The organism is Streptomyces sp. W16 (assembly GCF_033194735.1).
Classification (GTDB): domain Bacteria; phylum Actinomycetota; class Actinomycetes; order Streptomycetales; family Streptomycetaceae; genus Streptomyces.
In genome coordinates this window covers 1-3935 of record NZ_JAWOAI010000721.1, presented here as the reverse complement: position 1 = coordinate 3935, position 3935 = coordinate 1, and the positions used below count along the sequence as shown (strand labels likewise).

Annotated in this window: 2 protein-coding genes and 2 pseudogenes; 2 read left to right on the top strand and 2 right to left on the bottom strand. The window is 72.9% G+C overall.

The window, feature by feature from the left end:
- A pseudogene (locus R6V09_RS47865) lies at positions 1 to 538 on the top strand (SAM-dependent methyltransferase); the annotation flags it as partial.
- A 322-nt stretch (positions 539 to 860) separates the two neighbouring features.
- Here R6V09_RS47865 and R6V09_RS47860 read toward each other — a convergent pair.
- A complete protein-coding gene (locus tag R6V09_RS47860) occupies positions 861 to 2099 on the bottom strand; it encodes a molybdopterin-dependent oxidoreductase (protein WP_317887730.1) in 1239 nt (412 codons plus the stop codon).
- Positions 2100 to 2212: 113 nt separating this feature from the next.
- Between R6V09_RS47860 and R6V09_RS47855 the strand changes: the two genes are divergently transcribed.
- Complete coding sequence (locus R6V09_RS47855) at positions 2213 to 3652, top strand: hypothetical protein (RefSeq protein ID WP_442810274.1); 1440 nt, start codon at positions 2213 to 2215, stop codon at positions 3650 to 3652.
- A gap of 27 nt (positions 3653 to 3679) precedes the next feature.
- On the opposite strand, the pseudogene R6V09_RS47850 reads toward R6V09_RS47855, so the two are convergent.
- Positions 3680 to 3935: pseudogene (locus R6V09_RS47850) on the bottom strand (cation:proton antiporter); the annotation flags it as partial.

Genomic DNA, 3935 nt, shown 5'->3' with positions numbered 1-3935 from the left:
GGCGCTCGCCGCGCAGGGCCGGCCGGTGCTGGGCATCGACGTCAGTGAGGCCGCCGTCGCGCACACCGTCCGCCTCGGCGGGCAGGCACTGCGCCGGTCCGTCTTCGAGCCCGTCCCCGGCGAGGGCCGCTGGAACACCGCCCTCCTCATCGACGGCAATGTCGGCATCGGCGGCGACCCGCACGCGCTGCTGTTGCGGATGTCCCAACTCCTGGCCCCTAAAGGGCTGTTGGTCGTGGAGACCGCTCCGGTCGACATCGACGAACGGGTGCGGGTGCGGGTCGCCGACGGCCGTGGAGCCGCCGGTGCGTCCTTCCCGTGGGCCCGTCTGGGGACCCCGGCCCTGTTGCGCCACGCCGGCTGGGCGGGGTGGCGCCCGGCCGGTCAGTGGACGGCCGACGGCCGCTCCTTCCTGGCCCTGCGCAACCGCAGCGACCGCAGGACGAGCAGCACGGCCGAGCCGCCGAACAGCGCTGCCGTGACCAGCAGCCAGCGGGACAGGAACCCGCCGCCGGAGAGTGCGGTGGCGGACCTGTAGTGGTCCGCGACCTGCCCGCTGATCAGCGGGAACCACACCAGCAGCAGAAGGCCGGAGAGCAGGACCGGGACCCGGACGTAGCCCGTCCACGCCCGGTGCCCGGCAGCGCCCAGCACCCGGGCGAGCGCCCGGTCCGCGCCCGCGTACAACGGCACCAGCACCAGGTCGTGCAGCAGCGCCGCGCCCACGAACCACAGCGCCACCCCGAACCAGTCGTCCGCGAGCAACCGCAGCCCCGCGTACCCGGCGAGCGCGAACGAGCAGGCCAGCAGGAGGAGTTGCAGGGGGCTGCCGAGGGCCGGCCGCCGGAACGGAACGCGCATCACAGGTCTCCGAACGTCATACGGGCCACCCATTTGGTGTTGAGCACGCCGGGCGCCGCGGGGACGATGACGCGTGCCGGGTAGCCGTGGTCGGGGGTGAGGTCCGCGCCGTTGACGAACAGGGCGAGCAGCGAGCGCGGGTCGCGGACCTGGTTGTCGCGCAGGGCGGACCGGCGGAACGCCCCGTGCCGTTGCAGGGACTCCACCAGGACGTCGGGGGCCGCGTCCGTCTCGTACCCGACAAGTGCCGCCAGGTCGCGCAGCCGTACGCCTCGCCACCACTGGTCGGAGGTCGACCAACCCTCCACGCAGGCGATGGGCAACGCGGCGCTGTGCAGCGGGAGTTGGAGCAGTTCGGCGCGGCCAAGCCGGACAGTGCGGCCGTTGCCCTCGACCACCAGTCGCCACGCTTCCTCGGAGGTCTCCCTGGCGTCGATCCCGACCGCGGCAGCCGTCTTGTTGATCTGGAAGGCGCCGGGCCCTGAGCCCGGTTCGGGCCCGCCGTGCGGGGCGAGCAGGGCCGTCTCCCGCAGCGGTCCGTCGAAGCCGCGGCCCACTGTCGTACCGAACAACAGCAGCGATCCGCCGCCGACCACGCCGAGGGCACCGCGTCGCGACACGGTGGGTTCGGCGGGGTTCGGGGACACCAACTCCCCTTCCTCGTAAGGAGGTTCGTTCCGGAGGTGGCGCAGGTTGCGCAGGGCCGCGGGTGTCTTCAGGACGGCGTGTGCGAGGAAGGCGGCGAAGAAGACCCAGGCGCCGTAGAAGTGCAGGGGGTAGAAGGAGCCGGGGAAGACGTAGTCGAGCTGGACGTTGAGCACGCCCGTGGTGAACTCGAACAGGCCGCCGCCCACGAGGAGCAGCAGCGAGAGCCGTTCCAGCGCGTGGGCGAGGGAGCGGGCCGGTGGCAGGGCGAACAGCTTCGGGACGACCGACCACAGCTTCGCCAGCAGTACGGGGATCAGCGCGATGCCGAGGGTGACGTGCGTGCCCTGCGTGAGGCGGTACAGCCAGGACGGGTCGGTCGGCCAGGCGAAGAGATAGAAGCCGAGCAGGCCCTTGTCCGGGGTCTTGTCGTTCACCGGCGACAGGTCCGGGTTGTAGGCGGCGTACGACAGCAGACCCGTCACGAACAGCACGGTGATCCCGACGAGCAGCACGACGCCCAGCACGGAGGTGAACCAGGGACCGCGCAACGGGCTGCGCCAGAAAGCGGGTGAGGAGGGGGAGCGTGGCATGCCCCGACCGTAGGCCGGGGACACCCCCCGAACGGGTTCGCAAACCATGACGAAACTCTGACGTCCTCCTCCGCGGCGGCTCCGCCGGGCACACCCCGACCTAGCGTGTCGGCGTGAACCCCGATCTTCTCCGCGACCGCGAGCACCACCAGGGTGCCCGCACCGACGACCGCACCGACCACCGCCCCCACGCCGTTCCCGACGACCGCCCGCGCGACCACGTCCGCGACCTTTCCGCCGCCCTCGCCGCCGCCCTGCTCGTCCTGGTGGCGGTGCTGGTCGGCACCGCGATCCAGCACCGCCACCACTCGCTCTTCGTCGGCTGGCCGCCCGTGTTCGCCCAGTGGGAGCCGCACGTCGGCCCCGGCACTCCGGCGGCGCTCGCCGTCGCGGTCGCCGTCGTGGCATACGGTCCCGTCCTCGCCGTCCAACTGCCTTGGCGCGCGCTGCTGTTCACCGCCTGGGGCACCGCCATGGCGTGGACGTTCTCACTGGCCCTGGTCGACGGCTGGCAGCGGGGCATCGCCGGGCGGCTGACGACCACGAACGAATACCTGACGGTCATCGGCCGCTTCCACGACATCCCCGCCACCCTGCGCGACTTCACCCACCACATCCTCAGCCACTCCCCCGCCCCCTGGCCCGCACACATCGCCGGGCATCCCCCGGCGGCCACCGTCACCTTCGTCCTCCTGGACCGGATCGGACTGGGCGGCGGGGCCTGGGCGGGCGTCTGGTGCATCACCGTCGGGGCGACGGCGGGCGCGGCGGTCCTCGTCACCGTGCGCGTGCTCGCCGGTGAGGAACTCGCCCGCCGCGCCGCGCCGTTCCTCGTCCTCGCCCCGGCCGCCGTGTGGGTGGGCACCTCGGCGGACGGGTACTTCGCGGCGGTCGCCGCCTGGGCCGTCGCGTTCCTCGCCCTCGCGGTCACCGGACACCGCCCGAGATCGGCCGGCCTCGCCGCCGGACTGCTCCTCGGCCTCACCGCGTATCTCTCGTACGGACTGACGCTGTTCGCGGTGATCGCAGGCACCGCACTGCTGCTCGGGCACCGGCGGCTCCGCCCCCTCCCGTACGTCGTCGCCGGACTCGCCGTCGTACCGGTCGTGTTCACGCTTCTCGGCTTCAACTGGTGGGAGGCGTACCGCCTGTTGATCACCCGCTACTACGAAGGCGTCGGTGGGACCCGGCCGTACGGCTACTGGGTGTGGGCGAACCTGGCCTGCACCGCACTGATCGTGGGCCCGGCGACGGTGGCGGGACTGCGGCGGGCGGGTACCGCTGCCGTACGTCCCCAACTCCCGCAGCCGCGCCGCACGTTGCGTACCGCCGCGCCCCAGTCCCGGCTCGCTCTGCTGGTGTTCGCCGCGCTTCTCGCCCTCCTCGTCGCGGATCTCTCCGGCATGAGCAAGGCGGAGACGGAACGCATCTGGCTGCCGTTCGCGATGTGGCTGCTGCCCGCCTGCGCGTTTCTCCCCCGGCCCCGCGCCTGGCTCACCGCGCAGGCCGCCCTGGCCCTGCTCCTCAACCACCTGCTCCTGACGGGCTGGTGACGACCGGGGCAGGGCACCGGCGTGGGCCTACGCCACCTCGTGGGGCTCCGGAGCCGAGCTGTTCGCGGTCCCTTCCGCGTCGGCCAAGGGGGCGGCCTTGTCCCGTCGGCGCCCGGTCAGACGGGTGGCCAGCGGCTCGGTGTAGCGGGCGCTGAGCGGGCCGACGATGACCAGGATCAGCACGTACGCCGTAGCCAGCGGGCCGAGCGAGGGTTCGATGCCGGCCGTGACGGCGAGGCCGGCGATGACGATGGAGAACTCGCCGCGGGCGACCAGGGTGCCG

Coding starts and splice junctions, on each gene's coding strand:
- R6V09_RS47860 (WP_317887730.1), bottom strand. CDS start 2,099: ATGCCACGCTCCCCCTCCTCACCCGCTTTCTGGCGCAGCCCGTTGCGC.